A 2258-nucleotide genomic window follows, 5' to 3' on the forward strand; every position below is an offset into this window, starting at 1 on the left:
CATCGAGCCTGGACCGAAACCTCCTCAAGCGATCGCATTGTATGGCGCTTCCATACCTCCTGATCAAATTGGTTACATTTCAAAAGACGCGAACACAGACAATATTTCATAGTCTACGGAGTCGGGAATCGGGAATCGGGTGTCGGGTGTCGGGTGTCGGGTGTCGGGTGTCGGGTGTCGGGTGTCGGGTGTCGGGTGTCGGGTGTCGGGTGTCGGGTGTCGGGGTAAGACGAAAATTTACTTTACCTCGTCAGTAAGATAAACGCTATAAAAATATTTCCTATCTCCCCATCTCCCCATCTCCCCATCTCCCTATCTCCCCATCTCCCCAAACTTCCCACACTCTTACCCCTCTTGCCTCTTGCCTCTTGCCTTTTGCCTTTTCCTGCAATTGGTCTGTTTACAACCGAGATACAAACGTGCTTAGTTATGACTTATCGCCGAATTAGTTATGCGGTTTGGGAAATTACTCTTAAATGCAACCTAGCTTGTCAGCACTGTGGTTCTCGTGCTGGTCATACACGGGAAAAAGAACTGTCTACAGCAGAAGCTCTGGATCTGGTCAGACAGATGGCCGAAGTTGGGATTACAGAAGTCACCTTAATTGGGGGTGAAGCCTTTTTACGTCCGGACTGGCTAGAGATTGCCAAAGCCATTACCGAGGCAGGAATGGTTTGTGGTATGACCACTGGTGGCTTTGGGATTAGTTTAGAGACAGCCCGCCGGATGAAAGAAGCTGGAATTCGGGTAGTTTCCGTTTCTGTGGATGGCTTAGAAGCAACCCACGACCGCCTACGGGGGAGAAAGGGTTCTTGGCAATGGGCATTTAAGACCATGAGTCATCTCAAAGAAGTCGGTATTCCTTTCGGCTGCAATACTCAAATCAATCGCCTCAGCGCACCAGAATTTCCCCAGATCTATCAGCTGCTTAGGGATGCAGGAATCTTCGCCTGGCAGATTCAGTTAACTGTACCCATGGGCAATGCTGCTGACAATTACGACATTCTGCTCCAACCCTATGAACTGCTGGATTTATATCCCATGATTGCTCGTGTAGTTGAGCGGGCTTATAGCGAAGGTGTGAAAGTACAGGCCGGAAATAATGTAGGCTATTACGGTCCTTACGAGCGACTACTGCGAGGGCGAGGAGATAGCAATCCCTGGACATTTTGGCAGGGATGTCAAGCTGGACTCTCTACCTTGGGTATTGAAGCCGATGGTGCTATCAAAGGTTGCCCGTCCTTACCGACTTCAGCTTACACCGGAGGTAATATTCGAGACCACTCCCTGGGGACAATCATTGAAGAAACTGAAGAATTGCGGTTTAATCTAGGAGCCGATACTCCCAAAGGGACATCCCATCTGTGGGGTTTCTGCAAGACTTGCGAATTTGCTGAACTATGTCGCGGTGGTTGCTCTTGGACCGCTCATGTGTTCTTTGACCGCAGAGGGAATAATCCTTACTGTCACCATCGGGCCTTAACCCAAGCATCTCAAGGAATTCGAGAGCGAGTTGTGCCTAAAGTAAAAGCCCAAGGACTTCCCTTTGATAACGGTGAATTTGAAATTATTGAAGAGCCAATAAACACTCCTTGGCCAAACAATGATCCCCTCCACTTTAGTGCTGATCGCATTCAATGGTCAGGGGATTTTTTACGGAGCAGGGAGCAGGGAGTCGGGAGTCGGGAGTCGGGAGTCGGGAGTCGGGAGTCGGGAGTCGGGAGTCGGGAGTCGGGAATAGGGAATAAATCCTGTGTACCTCATTACTATGAGAAACGCTATAGACTTGGCCGCAGTTGTCGGTAATATCTCAATTTAACTAAGCTCTTGCACTATAAAAAACAACTTAATATCTGAAATAATAACAATAAATTTCAGTACTGAAAGAATCAAATATTATTATTTTTATCTGTTCCATGTTCCCTGTTCCCTACTCACTTTTTAGTTCAATTCTATGTTAAATCTATAAAAAATCTATACCACTATGCAGGATCAAACTAACTCATTAGAACCATCCATTGATAACTCCCAGACTCCAGGAGAATCTCTTCCCACCTTGTTACCTCGAACAGCATGGACTAGTAATTTAGCTTATTGGAGAGTTCTTTTGAAAGCCAAGATTGCTTTAGATAAAATTGATAAATGTCAATAATCATAGCCATAAATTTGGTAATTTAATTTTAAAATATAGCGTTTTAAATACTTATTAGGTACACAGGATTTTTGGCGTTGCTGAATCAAGGAATGAATGCGCGATC

Annotated in this window: 2 protein-coding genes and 1 pseudogene; all 3 read left to right on the forward strand. The window is 45.8% G+C overall.

Annotation, left to right across the window (positions count from 1 at the left end; all coding sequences use genetic code 11):
* Positions 1 to 257, forward strand: a pseudogene (locus F6K38_RS39830) (hypothetical protein); the annotation flags it as partial.
* A gap of 172 nt (positions 258 to 429) precedes the next feature.
* Complete coding sequence (locus F6K38_RS39835) at positions 430 to 1806, forward strand: nif11-class peptide radical SAM maturase 3 (protein ID WP_287360406.1); 1377 nt, start codon at positions 430 to 432, stop codon at positions 1804 to 1806.
* 178 nt (positions 1807 to 1984) lie between these two features.
* Positions 1985 to 2152: a hypothetical protein gene (locus F6K38_RS39840; protein ID WP_287253328.1), complete on the forward strand. Its 168-nt coding sequence runs from the start codon at positions 1985 to 1987 to the stop codon at positions 2150 to 2152.
* Positions 2153 to 2258: the final 106 nt, after the last annotated feature.

It is taken from the genome of Moorena sp. SIO3B2, assembly GCF_010692525.1.
GTDB classification, from domain to species: domain Bacteria; phylum Cyanobacteriota; class Cyanobacteriia; order Cyanobacteriales; family Coleofasciculaceae; genus Moorena; species Moorena producens.

Bases quoted from the DNA above. Each gene is read 5' to 3' on its own strand.
- F6K38_RS39835 (WP_287360406.1), top strand. From the start codon at position 430: ATGACTTATCGCCGAATTAGTTATGCGGTTTGGGAAATTACTCTTAAA.
- F6K38_RS39840 (WP_287253328.1), top strand. From the start codon at position 1,985: ATGCAGGATCAAACTAACTCATTAGAACCATCCATTGATAACTCCCAG.